Origin of the sequence: Kribbella sp. NBC_00482, assembly GCF_036013725.1 — a bacterium.
Lineage (GTDB): Bacteria > Actinomycetota > Actinomycetes > Propionibacteriales > Kribbellaceae > Kribbella.
The window spans coordinates 3,135,984-3,151,396 of the sequence record NZ_CP107881.1; the positions used below are offsets into that span (position 1 = coordinate 3,135,984).

Below are 15,413 nucleotides of genomic sequence, written 5' to 3' on the forward strand. Positions count from 1 at the left end.
GCCCGGCCCCGGTGAACGCCGGGGCCGGGCTCTTGTCATGCCCGCCAGTGTCGCCGACAGCCGAGCGGTATGACGACTGCCGCCGCCAGCACCAATGCGGCGCAAATGCCTGCCAGCAAAGCGATTCGGCGACCGTCCCGCCCGGCCGTGTCCCAGGCCGCAGTACGTCGTTCCGCCACCGGATCGACCTTCACGGGACGGACCCGCGGCAGGACTGCGGGTTTCGCCGTACCGAGGCTGTCCTGTACGGCGCGGTACGGGTTCACCACGCCGGCGCCGTACTGATCCGCCGGCCCGGCCGCGGGCGTGGCGGTGGCGATCAAACGGTTCGCGACCTCGGCTGCCGGCAGTCGCGGATCGGCCGAGCGGACGAGTGCCGCCGTACCGCTGACGAAGGCGGCCGCGAAGCTGGTGCCGTCGTAGTAGCGATGGCCGCCGACTCGGGTCGCTGCGAGGACGCCGCCGCCGGGTGCGGAGATGTCGACGTACGACCCGACCTGCGAGCTGGGTAGCCGGCTGCTGTCGATCGTCATCGCTCCGACCCCGATGACACCCGGGTACGCCGCCGGGTACGTGATCGGGTCCGGGCCCTGCTGGGCATGCGCGTTGCCGGCCGCGGCCACGATCAGCGCGTCGTGCCGCTGCGCGTACCGGACCGCGTCGCGGACCGGCTTCTGGTCGGCGTACATCGACAGCGAGATGTTGATGACCGAGGCGCCCGCGTCGACGGCGTACCGGATCGCGCCGGCGAACACCGTCGCGTCGACCGCGTCGCCCTGCTGCTCGCTCGCGTCGCGTTCGCTGACCCGGATCGGCAGGATCCGGGCGCCCGGCGCGATACCGCGGAACCCGATCCCGCGCACCGGACGCGCGGCGATGATGCTCGCCACCGCCGTACCGTGCGAGACACAGTCGAAATTTGCGCGGGTGTCTCCCGGCGTCAGCAGATCCCGTCCGGGCAGTACGGCGCCGCGTTCCCGTAGCTGCGGATGATCGGCGTCCACGCCGGAGTCGATCACCGCGACGATGACCCCGCGACCCGTGATCTGCGGTGGTACCCGTTCCGGCGCGAGCCAGGTCTGTGCCCACGGCAACTTGTTCACCGGGGCGCCGCCGGGCTCGGCGTTCTGACACATTCCGGCCGGCGGTACGGCGGACGCGACCGGCGCCGACGCGATCGTCGGCAGACCCGCGAGCAGCGCACCGGCGGCGACCGCGGTCAAGCGGCCTGCTCTCAGACACACTCTGGCACTCATCACGCTCCGGACCCTAGGTCTCGTCCCGATCGGGCCACGGGTTCTGACCCCTTGTGGCCAAGGGCTGACCACGACCGCCGTCCGGAACGGACCCTGTTCCCATGGAACCGTCGGAGCTCAGACTCGGCCAGGAACTGGCCGCGCTCGGCCTGCACAACGAGCTCGAACGCTCGCTGTCCGCGATCAACGCCGTCCAGGCCGAGCTCGACGCGATCACCGCGACCGTGGTGTCTCCCGACCGGCTGATCAAGGTCACGATCGGCGCGCACGGCGACATCCGGGAGCTCGAGTTCGACCCGGACGTCTTCCGGACCCAGGACCCGCAGGAGCTCGCCGCCGCGATCCTCGCCACGCTGTCAGAGGCCAGCACCGCGATAGCCGGCAAGATCGCCGCCCGGTACGACGACCTCGCGGAGCGGCTCTCATGATCGAGGTCGACCTGGCGGCCGTGTACCGGGCGGCCGAGAAGCTGATGCAGACCGGGACGGACGGCGGCGCGGCGCTCACCCAGGCGCTCAACGCGATCAGCCGCGACGGGGTCAGCGCCGTCTGCGGCGGCGACGAGACCGGTCGCTCGATCTTCGAGGGGTTCAGCACCCGGGCCGCCGGCCTGGCCGACGCCGGCGCAGCGCTCCAGGAGAGCCTGACGAACATCTCCGACGGTGTCGCCGCGGCCGGCAACCTGGTCCAGCAGGTCGACGGACACAACGCGGACGCGATCCGCGCCGCCGACCTCGGCCTGCAGGCCAACGGCAAGGCGCTGCCGCCCGACGCACCGACGCCGGGTCGCTGACGTGGGCATCTGGCATCCGGTCGTCGAGTTCCTCGGCGCGATCGTCGGTGTCGACCCCGACGACTGGCCGGGGGGCGACGAGGACGCCATGCGCGAGTACGCCCGGCAGTACGACGCGATCGCGACCGAACTGCGCACAGCCGTCGCCACCGGGTGCCGAGAGGGGGCGACTGCCGTCGCCGCCGCCTGGAACGGCGAGGCCGGTCGCGCGTTGTCCGCGCAGATCCTGGCCTACGGCACCGACAAGGAGTTCGGCGGCGTCGAGACGATCGCGGCCGCAGCCGAGGAGCTGGCGCAGTACCTGCGCGACCAGGCCGACACCATCGCCCGCGCCAAGGTGATGATCCTCGCCCAGATCGCGGTCGGCATCCTGATGTTCGCGATCCCGGCGGGCAAGGCGCTCTCCCTGGGGATGCGGCTGGCGTTCCGCAACGCGCTGAAGAACTTCATCCACAACCGGGCGCGCGGGGTCATCAAGCAGGCGATCTCGGCGCTCGCGGCGCGGGCCGGAAGGGCGATGGCGATGACCCCGGTCAAGTTTTTCCGCGGGGCGGCGATCGCCGGTGTCGGCGCGGGCATCTACGGCCTGGCGCCGAACACGATCGCGCAAGGGTACGGCGTACTCACCGGGCGGTCGGGTCGCACCACGGCTGATGGTCACCACGCGGAAGGCTGGGACTGGGACGAGACCAAGAAGTACGCGGCGATCGCCGCGGTGGCGACGCCGATCGCGATCGTGACCGGTGTCGGGATGGCCAAGCTGGGCGGGGTGGCGACCCGGAACGTGAGCGCGCTGAACGGCCGGGTGCCGCGGTTCGTCGGCCGGCGGATCGCCGGTGCCACGACGATGGCGGTGAGCATGCCGGCCGCCGACCTGATCGTCACGCATCACAGGCCGACCTTCGAGGACTTCTGGAAGTCCGCGGTGATGGGCGCGGCGGTCCCGGGCGGCGGCGGTTCGCACGGGCCGGCCGCCGGGGGACCGCACGGCGATCCGATCAAGGTCGAGCCGGTCCGGGACCACCCGATGATCGGTGGCGGCGACCATCCGCCGCCCGACCCGCCGCAGGTGGTCGCCAAACCCGGCACCGAGGCGACGCCTGGGACAGCCAACGCTCCGACCGCCCACGCCGGCGCGGAGATGAACCCGACGCAGAACGCACACGCGAACGCGCACAGTACTGCTGCGGAGGCGCGCACAGAGGCGGGTGCGGTGGGCGGTGTCCACACCGCGCAGCCGGCTGCCGGTGTCGGTACGCCGGAAGCCTCGGCTCGTTCTGGTTCTCGAGCCGACACGACGACCCCGAATGCCAAGACGGCAACAGCGGAACATCACACCAGAACAATCGCGCCGGAGAAGGGCACGGCGCCGGAGAAGGTGGTGGCTCCACCCGACAAACCCCCGGTCGGCCCGGAGAAGTCCGCCGTACCCGACAAGCCTGCTGAGGCGGGGAAGGTGGAGGTTGCGGAGGAGAAGGCGAAGGTTCCGCAGGTTTCCAACCGGCAGGCTGACCCACCCGCAGCGAAGGAAGTTGATCAGCCTGCGGCCGCTCAGCCGCACGCAGGTGAGCATGCGCGTCAGGAGCCTGCCGGAACTCCCGAAGTAAGGGACTGGTCTGGACGACGGGAGCACCAGGAAGAGGTGCAGCGCCGGGAAGCTGACGCCACCAAGGCGCGCGACGAGCATCAAACCGCGGTGGAGACCCGGAAGAAGGGACCGGCGACCGAGGACACCCAGCGTGCTGCCGACCAGTCGAGCAAGGAGCTGAAGGACGCCGAGCGAGCGCTCGACAAGCACGTCAAGAAGCACGGCGACATGGATCCGCGGGCACACGAGCTACGGGATCAGCGAGACCATGCGAAGGCGAAGGACGACACCGCGCAGCAAGGCCTCACGGCGGCCAAGGACGCGGACGCGCAGGTGCAGAACGCCAAGCTGGCGGCGGATGCACGACGTGTCTCGTACCTGGCGGCGAAGCTGGACTACACGCTGTCGCGGCTCAGCCCGGCCGAGATCAGGCAGCTCGCGGAGGGCAAGCTGAACCTCGTCTCGGAGGTGCGCCTGACCCCCGAGGAAGCGCGCATGCTCGCGATTCACGAGCTCGTCCACCGCACCCCGGACGGCTGGGGCTTCGCCCTGAACTGGACCCAGATCCACGCCGACCTCGCGCTGCGCTCCGACCTGCTCGTGCAGATGATGACCGGCGAAGGCAAGACCGCGGTCGCCGTCCTCGCGCTCGGTATGACCGCGGCCGAGCACCCGGTGCACTTCATGACCTCGAACCGGAGCCTCGCGGCGCAGGCCCACGAGAAGTTCCGCAAGGTGCTCGAGCCGCTCGGGTACGACGTCGTACAGGTCGATTCCGCCGTACGGTACGGGAAACCGCGCCGCCCCACGGTGTACGTCGGTGACGTCGCCGCGTTCGGCTGGAGCATGGGCCGTGGTCATCGCGTCCCCGGCGAACACGTCGTCGTCGACGAGATCGACGCGGTCGCGGTCGAACTCGCCACACAGGTCTACACGCACAGCTCCGGCGCGGCCGGCGAGGCCTCGGCCAAGACGCAGGCCGAGGTCATGCTCGCGAAGCGGGCGCTGGACAGCGGCAAGTTCGACAAGTCCGACTTCGGGCTGACAAACGACCGGGCAGCACCAAAGCTCACCGAAGCGGGCCGGCAGAAGCTCGCCGAGCTGATCGGTGTCGAGCCCGGCTCACGCCGGTTCGGAACCCATGCCACGCGGCTGGAACATGCGGCACAAGCCCGCTGGGTCCTGCGGCCCGGCCGGGACTACATCCGGGCTGTGATCGAGGGCCACGAGACGATCCTGATCGTCAGCAAGCACTCCGGTGAACCGCTGGTCGACCGCGAGACCCTGCTCGAGCAGCGCTGGACCGGTGTCGCCCAGGCGCTCGAGGCGAGGCACGGCCTGGACCTGAGGGCGGACGCGAAACACACCAACGCGGTCCGGACCAAGGACCTGCTCGAGACCTACAAGCACCTGAGCGGGATGTCGGGTACGGCGAAGGACGCCGGGCAGGCGATCCGCGACCTGTACGGCGAGGACAAGATCGGCCGGGTCGTCGAGATCGAGTCGTTCAACGAGCGCAAGCTGGACATCCGGCCGCCGCAGCACTTCGCGACCGTCGAGGAGAAGTACCGGGCGATCGTCGACCAGTCCATCGCCGACCTGTCCAAGAGTGGTGGCCCGTCGGCCGGACGCCCGCAGGCGATCGTTGTCGAGCACAACGACGAGGTGGCACTGGTCGCCCGCCTCGTGGAGGAGCGGCTCGCCGAGCACCAGCTCTCCGAAGGGATGATCCAGGTCCAGCAGGTCAACGCCGAGGCGATGGCGAAGTTCATCGCCGAGCACACGTTCGACGCGAAGATGGACGCGATCTGGAAGCAGGCCGGCAAGCCGGGCACGATCACGATCGGGAACAAGGTGCTCGGCCGCGGCATCGACATCGAGGTGCACCCGGACGCGTTCAACGTCGGTCATCGGCCCGGTGCCACCGACCACGTGTTCACGGTGAAGGGCCGCGACGGCCGGGAAGCCGTCGATGGCGGGCTCGCGGTGCGGGTCGGGTTCCACGACGCCGAGTCGCCGCGCGGCACCATCCAGGCCCTGAACCGCTCCGGCCGCCAAGGCGCGCCCGGTGAGGCTTCGCTGTACGCGTCCCATCAGGACGAACTCTTCCGTCGCCACAGCGGCGCCCTCGAAGCCGCCGTCGCGTACCACGACGCGCCGTCGACCGCTGCCCGCAACGAGGCGCTCCGGACCTACACCGAGGCGGCCGTCGCCCACGCACACGCAGTCGCACGCGGCGAGGGCAGCGAGACCGCGGTAGCCGTGAAGGCAGCAGGCGACGCCTTGAAGAAGGCGGAGCATGCCCTGGCCGTCGGCGAGTACTCCGCCGCCATCGAGTCCGGCCAACTCGACGGCCAACGCTCCAACCTCGACGCCCTGCGCATCACCCACACGACTGTGGCGCCCGACCAGGCCGGCGCGGTGAACACACCGGACCGCCCGGACACCCTCGTACCGGACATGCTGCGGAGCGCCCCGTCGTACCAAGGTCTCTCGACCGTCGACCAGCTCCGGGTCGTCGATGCGATCAAGCAGCTGACCGGCAACGACCCGGCGCTGGTCGAAGGTCTGCGACCGCTCCTGGAGAGCCCTGGCCTGCGGGCGCTCGAACCTGTGAACCTGCTTGCCGAGGTCGTCGGGTGGGACCGCTACAACGACCTCTTCGGCCGTGCAGTCGAGCTTGACGCCCGGATCACCGGGTCGCCGGAGACCGCCGACGTGGAGCACTGGAGGTCGCACTCGTGGGCCGACGCAACTGAGCTGGGCGAGATCCCGCAGGCGGAGCGGCTGAGCACCAGCGGGCGGCGCGGGCAGATCGTGACCCTCGACGAGCACGCCGGGGTGTACTCGATCGCGCGCGACGGCGCCGAGTGGATCGTCAAGCTGTTCCCGGACAAGGCCGACGAGCAGCAGCAGAAGGACATCGCCGACGAGTTCGCAGGAGTCGTAGCCGCGGCGGGCACTGGCTACGGACCGACGCCGTACGGGCTGGTCAGGGCGACGATCGACGTCAAGCCGTACGTCGGTCTGGCCATGGGGCGGGTGCCTGGCGCGATGGTGCACGATCCGCAGCCCTCGGAGCCGGACGCGATCGCCGAGGTCGAACGCGCGCGCCGCGCGGTCACCTTCGACACGGTGCTGCAACTGCACCAGTACCTTCGCCGGCTGCTCGACGGCGGGCACCACTCGCACGGTGAACTCCAGCCACTGATCGACCCCGTGACCGGGAACCTCCGGGTGATCGACCTCGCTGACGTCCTGCCGCTGCTCGACGACCCCGACTACCAGCGCCTCGCCCGCGCCGACCACGGGCTCAGCCTGGAAAGCATGGACGTCCGCGATCAGTTGGTGAAGATCGCCGTCGAGAACGCGCAGCAGGACACCGGTCGCGCGCGACTGCTGGCGGCGCCCGCCGAAGGGATGAGTGCCGGAGCGGTCCGGCAGGCCGTGGACGCCGTACGGCACCGGATGCGGCTACCCGACGGGATTGCCCTCGATGTCGTGGTCGGAGCGGACGGAGAAGAGCTGGCGCGGGAGTACGGGATCACGCCGACGGACGGCCCGCGGCCCGGGTACTTCCGGATGGAGAACGGGAGAGGAGTCATCTACCTCTCCGCCGCCGACCACAGCACGCCTGCCGATGTCAGAGCGTCGCTCTGGCACGAGATCGTCGGACATTACGGCTGGAGCCTGTTCAGCCCGGAGGAACGCGCCGAGATCCTTGCTGCAGTTCATGAGCTCCGCCGTCTCGACGCGGAGTTGTCCGCGGAGATCGACGAGTTGTACGCCGACCAACCGGATGACATCCGCGACGAGGAGTTCCTCGCTCGGCTCGCGGAAGGCGGCGTGCCGTCCCGCCTGCTGCAGGCCTGGAATGGCGTGCTCTCCACTCCGCTCGGCGCCGCCCTTCATCGGATCGGTGCCATCAGCAACGAAGTACTGGAGCGGGCGCGCCGCGATCACGAGCTCGAGCCGCTCTACAAGATCCTCCGGTCCTTGGTCCGGGCCATCCGCAGCAACCGCCCGGTGTACGACGCCACGGCCGGCGATCGTGCGGCTCGTGATCGGCGGGTTCGGGCTGATCGGGCGGGCGATCCCGGCAGGATCGATCGCAGTGAGTTTCGTGGTGACGGGCGTCGGATGCCGGATCGGGATGCGGTTCTTGCTGTGGCGCAGGGGGCCGTGCCGCGGATTGCCGCGGCTGTTGCGGCTGCTCGTGGGGAAGCGCGTGATGTGGCGATCGAGGGCGAGCAGATCATTGTCACGTTGGCGGACGGGCAGCGGCTCACTGTGCGGCTCGATGTGTCCGGCATCTTCCTCGACAGCGGACCGGTCCGGTGGGAACGGACCGCCGGGGCGACGGACTGGGCTCGGATCAACCTCTCGCCGCGGGTCGGTGACGAGGTGGTTGGACGTGCGGTCGCGCACGCGGTTGCCGGGGTGTTGTCGGCGTACCGTGGCGAGTCGGAGATCGATCAGATCCGAGCCGGCCGGCGCGCCGAGGTTGGGTATCTGGTCCAGGAGCCACACCGCTCGCGCAGGGAGCTGGGGCACGTTCTGCGGCAGCTGAACAAGCTCGAGGGGCGGCGTTGTGGCATCCCGCCACTGCCGCGCGGGCTGCGGCAACGGGTGCGCGATGTTCTGCAACGGAGTGTGGTGCGCGCCTGGCTGGCAGAGGAAATCGATCAACGGGAAGACCAGCTGACCGAGCCTGCCTCCACCCGTCCGATGCGATTGCCGAGCATTGAAAGCACGCGGTCGCACGCGCCGGATCCGGCCGTGGATCGCTTTGTGTACAGGCTTTTCCAGCACTTCGCCGACCAGCCCGTGGCAGAGTCGGGCCTTTCCGCGAGTCAGCAGGCGGTGCTCCGGGAGCTGCCGTTGTTCCGGCAGTTCGTCAACTGGCACGGGCATGAGCTGGCGGCCGCGTTCGGCCGGATGGACGCGGACGTCTTCGCAGGACAGATCGCGGCGGCCGATCAGCAGTCCGTTGCGGATGCGTTCGCCAGGCTTCGGAGCCTGCTCGATCAGCGCGACAACGGGCACTCCTGGTTTCAACGCAGTACGGCGGCACGGCAGTTCGCCGAACTGGCTGACGCGCTCGGGGTGGTTGCCCATGACAACCTGCGGGCCGCGCTTCCGCACGACCTCGGGGCTGCGGTCGCCGGCCTGGAGCCGGGCCTGGTCAAGCGGATCAACCGGTCCATCGACAACGGCGTACGGTCACTGCCGAGTTTGCCCGCGGACCTCTCCTTCAGGTTCCTGCAGACCCTCCCCTCCGGCGCGGTTTCTGCGGCGGTCCTCGCGGGCCATGGGCAGATCGGCCTAGCCGCCACAGTCCTCACCGGCGCCGCCCTCGCCTGGCCGGCCCACACCATCACCAGCCGCTACGCCGAAGCCCGCCGATCCGACCGCGAAGTGCCCACGAACCGACGTCGGCGTGCTGCGATCGCCGGTGTCGGGATCGGGGTGGCCGCTCTGGTGGCGCACAGCCTTCACCTCGACCCGACGTACCTCGAGGTCGCCGCCGCGGCCGGTGCTGTCCAACCGGTCAGCCTCTACGCGAAGTACCTGCGGCGCCGGATGCACGCCAAGGCCGCCACCGCCGAACAGCGCATCACCGCTGAACTTGACCAGAACCGCGCCACGCTCCCCGAACTCAAGACACGCCTCGCCAACCTCGAGACCGAACGTCAACGCCTCCTGCAGCAGTACGACGCCCGCGTCCCGACCGAACTCCACCAGCTCACCGACGTACTCGTCCGCATCTCCACGACCTTCACGCAGTACGCCGACGCCATGCAGAAGGCCGGCCTGGATCCGCACACGAGCCCGGACGGTCCCGAGGGGCGCCCGGTCAGCGCCTCGATCCTGCACAACGACCCGATCCACACCCGCAACCTCACCGACCTGACCTGGGCACCCGGCCGTCACCACGAGCCGAGCGTCGAGGCGGAGAACGCAGCCCTGATCGCCGCGAAGATCCACCAGGCCACCGACGGCCGCTACAGCCCGCTCTCGCTGGCGCAGATCCAGTCCCACGCCGCCCCCGGCCGCGGTCTGCTGGACATCGCCGCCGACCTAGTCTTCGCCGAAGAACATCGCCGTACGCCGTCCCGCGCCCTAGCGGCCCGCGTGGACTTCCACCGCAGCCTGACCGCCGACCAGGCGCGGGCCGTGCCGACCAGCCTGTTCCACCCAGAACGTCCCCCTCTCGACTGGCCGACGTACGCCGAACTGCGGCCGAACGCCCTGCAAGAACAGCAAACCGAACTCACCAACCGAGCCGCCGCCCGCACCGAGAGCGCAGCAAAGGCGACAGACGACGCGCCCAAAGCCGCCCGCCACACAGCGATCGCGGAGGCATGTACGGCGGCCGCACACCAAGCCGACCGGGCACGCGATGCCTGGCAGGCATACCGCGACACCCCGACCCCCGCGATGCTCCAAGCAGCCCGGCAACAAGACGCCCTCTATGAGCAACGACGAGCGGAGAGTCTCCCGCCGAAGGATGTCCTGCAAACAGCCGCGGTCTCCGGCCAACTGCCGCATCTGACCGCCCTCACAAACGAGCTGAACCAGGCCCTAGTCCAACAAAACAAGACGTTCCGCTTCACCCCGGAGCTGCTGCACCGCACCCTGCGAGCGGAGACCCGACGCCTACTGTCACCCGGCGGACTCGTCCTGACCGTCGGCAACGATCCAAGAGCAGATGTCGCGGAGTTGACGCAGTTCGAGCTGACCCTCGATCCGAGCGAGCTCCAGGAGGTCCTGGACAACCCGGTGCTGATCGAAGAGGCGCAGCTCGGCCAGCTGGTGCAAGGTGGCTACAGCGTCGGCACGACCACGACCCAATCCTTCAGCGCCAACGGCGTCCTCAAGCTCGCTCCGTTCCTGTCGGGACTACCGGACGGGAACCCGTACAAGGCCCTGGCGCAGGTCGTCTCGCCGAGTGTCGAGTACTCGAAGAATGTCGGCCTCAGTGTCACGGGCGGCGCGACGGAGTACGGGCTGCCGGGTGCGGTCGAGGTCATCCAAGGCGAGATCCACCGTTTCCGTTCGTCGCGCCCGCGTTGGTCGTGGCGGATGCGGACGTCCGCCGTCGACACCTGGTCCGCGCGGCACGTGGTCGCCGGCGGTACGACGAAAGACACCGCGACCCTCGAACTCGGCATCAGCCACGCGTACACAGTCGGCGCGCCCAAGGAAACCGTCAGAATCCCCTCGGACGAACGCCGCACTGACCTGCCGGAACACGTTGCCACCCGGGTCGACGGACTGAGCGACCTGGCCGACCGGGCGATTGCGGGCCTCAGGCAACGACTCGGGTCACTCGACCGGGTCGGTCATGACCAGTTGCGCGGCCTGCTCACCGAGGACGCGCCGGGCCGGCTCGCCGAGATGACCCGCCCGGGCGGTCTCAGCCGCATCATCACCAGCGGCGGTCGCGCGGTCGCGTACGCACAGCTCGAGACGGTCGCGGTGTGGGAGCGGGCGACGTTGCTCGGCGACAGCTCGAAGGACCACAAGGTCGAGCGGCTGCGGGTCGGCTTCTCGGGAACGTCGGGCGGTCAGACGTTCTCGGCCGGCGACTCGTTCGCGGTCTCGGCGGGGTACGGCGGGACGGCAACGCAAGACCTGGGTACGTCGTCCTGGGATCTCGGGCCAGGTGGAAAGGCCGGCCTGAACGCAGGTCATGACACCTCGGTGAACACCGGCGACACCGCGATCCATCCGAGCGTCCAACGCATGCAGCCGACGGTCGGCGTGAAGCTACGCCTGGAGCATCGCCTCACCATCCACCGCGTCGATCGAGCCGGCGAGTTCACCCTGACGGCCGCGGGCGACGCCGTACTGCGGATGCCCGAGAACGACGCGTACCGCTACGGGCTGCCTGTCCCGTCGGCGGCGATCGTCCGCGACCAGGACGGACAACCAAGCTACGGCCTGGATGGCCGGCGACTGCTGCGCGGCGACCCGCAGCCGACCGGCGAAGACATCCAGCTCCCGGTGTGGATGCACAGAGGCTGGCGGCACATCGAGGAGGGACCGTACCGGGACCAAGAGGGGCGGCAGCCGATCCGTGGTGCGGGACCCGCTCTCGTGCAGGAGCTCAGCGGCGCCGACGAGGCCCTGCAGGAGTTCCTCGAGCACCTGTCCGCGAAGGGCCTGATCCCGAACGGCGAGCTCGGCGGGAAGGACCCGGCCCTGGCCGCCAGCCAGCTCGCGAACCTCGAACGCGTCGGTCAGCAACTGGCCAGGCACCGCCTGGAGACCGGCTACGATCCGGCCGCCCAGGAAGGCATCGTGCTCCGTCTCGACCGGCACCGCACCGGGTTCCCGCCGGAGCTGCACACCTACCGGATCAGGCTCCGGTCGTACACCGGCGAGGCCAAGTTCCTCGGGCTCTCCACCGGCGAGACCGTGGTCAATCTCGACATCGGCTCGAACACCACCAGCCGGTCCGGCGGACAGTCCAGAAGTCTTCCCTGGCAGACCAGATTCGGCTTCAGCGACAAGCCCAAGGTCGGCGAGGAGGGCGCGACGCCGGAGATCGCTCCGAGCTACGGACGCTCCTCGCTCGGCCGGTTCATCAGCTGGGCGACCGGAAGTACGCTGAACCGCGTCTCGCTGACCGAGAGCACGGCGCCGGTCGCGGTCTTCGACGTACCGCACACCATCGTCATCACCGAGGTCGGCCACGAGTCCAAGCCGATCGTCACTGTCGACGGCTCCGCCCGATTCTCGATCGACAGCGAGTTCTGCCGTCGTGACGGCACCGAGCCAACGATGGCGATCGAGGGCGAGGTCAATAGATACTTGTTGCGCTCAGCAACTTTCCAGGCGGTCGACGTCGGCGACCTGGTGGGACGGCTGACCGCCGAGCTGCCGGAACTCGCCCGCGGCGACAGCTCGGCGCTGCACCACCTGAGCGCGTTCCTGAACCCGCGCAACCTGGCGGCGCGTCCCGAGATGCTCACCGCGCCGTACAGCACCAGCCTGCTGGTCACCCCCGCGCCGTCGAACGTCGACCAGGCGTTGAGTCAGCGTGGTGTGACCACCGGCCGAGCGCGACTGACGGTCGACACGACCCTGCTGAACCTCAGGTACGTCGGCTCCGGGCATCCGGTGAACGGCGAGATCAACCTGACCCTGGGCAGCTCGACGATCACCACCGGAACCTCGACCAGCGGCACGTTCGGCCTCGGTGGCGGCACCGGCGTGGTCGATACGGACGGGTCGTCGTACGGCGGCTCGCTCAGCGGGAACCGCTCGAAAGACCGGTCGGCGAGCAGCACCGAGACGCAGATCGGCGGCGTGGAACGGCTCGCGATCCGCGACGGCGAGCACTACCAGTTCTGGGCCGACCTCGGGGTGGTCGCGGAGCTGCGGGTGATCGGCGCCGAGCCGCGGGTAGCCCAGGTACGCAGCGGCGCGGTCATGCTGACACTGCCGGAACGGGACGCACTGCGGCTCTACGGATTGGGCGAACTCGACCTCCCGGCCGCGAAGGTGCACGAAGCCGTCGAGCGTCTGCTCGAGGGCGACCTGCACCTCCCGCCGCGAACGATCCTGGCGATCGCCCGCCGGCACACCGACGACGTTCAGCGCGAACGGCTGGCGGCGATGCTGCGTGACCGGATCGGGCTGAGCAAAGCGGACCATCCCTCACTCGACGCCGTGCTGCCTGCGGCGCAGGACCTGATCGAGCGGCGGACCAGCGTGCGGATGCCGGAGCACTACACGACCACGATGGGCGCCGGGCTGATCGACGAGACGTCGCTGAAGGACCCGGACAACAACGAAACCGATCTGTACCGCGAGGTGCTCGCGGCCGTGGAGGACAGTTCGCGGGAGGCGCTCGACGACCCGGTGCTCGCGGCCGGTCTGCGTGGCGACCTGGCCGGGTTGCGCTGGCACGGACACATCGACGACCTGCTCAGCGACAGCGGGTTCGTCACCGAGTACCCGACCGGAGACGGTCGCAGGGTGTCCGTGCGGATCAAGCTGGAATTCGACGGCCCGACCATGGTCGATGGCCTGCTGGACAAGGATCGCAAGGAGAACGCGTTCAACATCATCCAGGTGTACGACTACCGCGAGGAGAGCCGCAGCGTCACCGGCGCGACGACGTACGGCGGTCAAGTCGGCGGCTCGCTCAGCCAGAACGGATCGGGTACGGCGGGTGTCGGGACGGATCTCGGTACGTCGACGACCGCGTCGAGCACCGAGCAGAACACCCGGATGTCGCGCGCCCTGTGGAACCCGACCAAACGGGTGTCCCGCGGCTACCGGATGACTGTGCAGGTCGACGGCGCCGAGGCTCGCAACCTGACCGGTGAGATGACGTTGCTCGTGCCCGCGTCGGTGGTCAACGCGCCGGTTCCGGAGGCCATTGACGCGGGTCAGGTCAAGCTCCCGCGGGGAACGGTTGTCGAAGGGACGATCGCGCGCAAGCTGTTCAATGCCGTCTACAGCCGCCTCGGTACGCCGGACATGCTTACGGCAGAAGGTGCTCGCGTTCACCGGACCGCTTTGGAGAACATGTTGTCCGCCGCCACGCGACTGGCCGCGTTCGAGCGGATCGCCTCGCCGGAGGGGCACACGATGGTGCAGTTGCCGGTTCCGGGTCGGCGATCGCGGCTGGTCGCGGTGCGGGTCCGGGCCGAGTTGTCGAACCTGCAGTTGGTAGCCGAGGGGGAGGCGCAACTCGGTCAGATCGACCGGCAGCAACGGATCACGCAGTTGACGACGAAGAGCAACCGGCTGCTGCCGGCCGCTCGGTCGATGAGCGGGTCGAACCCGGCCGGGATCCAGGCCGGCCTGTCCACCGGCGAGCAGGTCGGCGAGAAGAGCTCGGACAGCACCGGCAACCGCAACGAGACGACGATGAACGAACGCGGCCAGGTCGTCACGGTCAAGGTCGACGTCGACTACCACCTGCGCTACGAGGACCGCCGCCTCGACCGGCGCGGTGGCTTCGACGTGGCTGCGACCGACACCGGCTTCACGCAAGGAACGGCGTACCTGACGATGTTCCGCCACGAGTACGACGCCCTCCGCGGAAAGCCCTCCACGCAGCCGCCGTCCTCGACAGTTGCCGAAGGCAACCCGCACACCGCCGGCAGTATCCCGCCCCCCAACCCCTCGGGAGCCAGTTAGCTCAGTTCGGCCAGGCGGGGTTGCGGCCGAGGTGGGCGACGATGCGGTCGAGGATGTCCTCGCCGGACCACGGTACGTCGGGTGCGAACGGCGTACCCGGGGTGACGCGGATGTCACCCGTGGGCACGACCTGGGCCACGTCCTGCGCCGCCTCGAGAATGGCGGGGGTGAAGGTCACCGTCGTACCGAGCGACTTCGCGACGTCCCAGCTGTGGACCACGTAGTCGATGAAGTGGAAGCTGGCCGCCTGGGCGCCGGGGAACGCCGCGTCCGGCCCGAACTCGGCGAGCGTGAACGTCCGGTCCGCGACCCCCGGCTGCGCGAACGCGTCCAGGACGTGCTCGGCGGATTCGACGTACGCCTTCACCGGGTCGTCGCCGAGATCGCGGACCTTCCAGATCGCCGGGTCGGACTCGCCCCGCGACGCGGCCGCGAAGCCGTAGTGCTGGGTCGCCATGTGGGCGAGCAGCCCGTAGAGGGTCCAGGCGCGACACGGCGTCGGCTTGGACAGGTCGTCGGTGGTCGCGGTGGACACGACCTCAATGCTGGCCCGGACGGCTTCGGCGTCGAGCTGGAGGTAATCAACAGTAGGCATGCGCATATCGTAAGCGAC

Annotated in this window: 5 protein-coding genes; 3 read left to right on the plus strand and 2 right to left on the minus strand. The window is 69.6% G+C overall.

Features of this window, described 5'->3' with window-relative positions:
* Positions 1-35: 35 nt before the first annotated feature.
* Positions 36-1,223: a type VII secretion-associated serine protease mycosin gene (gene mycP, locus OHB24_RS15575; protein WP_327639732.1), complete on the minus strand. Its 1,188-nt coding sequence runs from the start codon at positions 1,221-1,223 to the stop codon at positions 36-38.
* 134 nt (positions 1,224-1,357) lie between these two features.
* Between mycP and OHB24_RS15580 the strand changes: the two genes are divergently transcribed.
* Genes OHB24_RS15580 through OHB24_RS15590 form a run of 3 tightly spaced genes read left to right on the plus strand, consistent with a single transcriptional unit; the run spans position 1,358 to position 14,800 of the window.
* The gene (locus OHB24_RS15580) at positions 1,358-1,684 is read left to right on the plus strand and encodes a YbaB/EbfC family nucleoid-associated protein (RefSeq protein WP_327639733.1); all 327 of its coding nucleotides are present in this window, start codon (positions 1,358-1,360) and stop codon (positions 1,682-1,684) included.
* Complete coding sequence (locus tag OHB24_RS15585; protein ID WP_327639734.1) at positions 1,681-2,049, plus strand: hypothetical protein; 369 nt, start codon at positions 1,681-1,683, stop codon at positions 2,047-2,049. The genes OHB24_RS15580 and OHB24_RS15585 overlap by 4 nt, the downstream gene beginning before the upstream one ends.
* A gap of 1 nt (position 2,050) precedes the next feature.
* The gene (locus OHB24_RS15590; protein ID WP_327639735.1) at positions 2,051-14,800 is read left to right on the plus strand and encodes a WXG100-like domain-containing protein; all 12,750 of its coding nucleotides are present in this window, start codon (positions 2,051-2,053) and stop codon (positions 14,798-14,800) included.
* 1 nt (position 14,801) lies between these two features.
* On the opposite strand, the gene OHB24_RS15595 is transcribed toward OHB24_RS15590, so the two are convergent.
* A complete protein-coding gene (locus OHB24_RS15595; protein ID WP_327639736.1) occupies positions 14,802-15,395 on the minus strand; it encodes a TIGR03086 family metal-binding protein in 594 nt (197 codons plus the stop codon).
* Positions 15,396-15,413: the final 18 nt, after the last annotated feature.